This is a genomic window from Stenotrophomonas sp. CASM106 (assembly GCF_049384825.1).
Classification (GTDB): Bacteria; Pseudomonadota; Gammaproteobacteria; order Xanthomonadales; family Xanthomonadaceae; genus Stenotrophomonas; species Stenotrophomonas muris.
Window position 1 is genome coordinate 1 of record NZ_JBMRFS010000076.1, and the last position, 416, is coordinate 416.

Below are 416 nucleotides of genomic sequence, written 5' to 3' on the forward strand. Positions count from 1 at the left end.
GGGAACCGGCATTGCGTACCGCGATGCTGCCCATCGAGAACATTGCCGCACGCACGTTGTGGATCGGAGGTGGTGACGATCGGCTGGGTGACTCAGGCGTGATGCTGGCTGTTGCACAGCGTCGGCTTGCAGCGGCAGGGCGTGGTGACCGTGACCGTTTCCTGTACTACTCAGATGCCGGGCATCTGATCACACCGTTCCTGCAGCCAACCACCCATCGCCATGATGTAGGCCAGTACATTGAAGTGGGGGGCACGGCCGAAGGTCATGCCCGCGCGGACCGAGAGGTAGGGCCAGCGGTGCTGGCGTTCCTTGCCGAGGCGCTGTAGCCGAAGGTGCGGACCCCTGTTCTTCAGTGGAACTGCCAGATGCTCGATTCCGGTCCGATTGCGCTTCATCCACGCATGGCGTGGATC

The 416-nt window shown here is 62.7% G+C and carries 1 protein-coding gene; it reads left to right on the forward strand.

Going from position 1 to position 416, the window contains the following annotated elements; translation table 11 throughout:
* On the forward strand, positions 1-329 hold a 329-nt coding region (locus tag VG556_RS22605), incomplete at its 5' end, for an acyl-CoA thioester hydrolase/BAAT C-terminal domain-containing protein (RefSeq protein ID WP_423180080.1).
* Between the last annotated feature and the right edge of the window lie 87 nt (positions 330-416).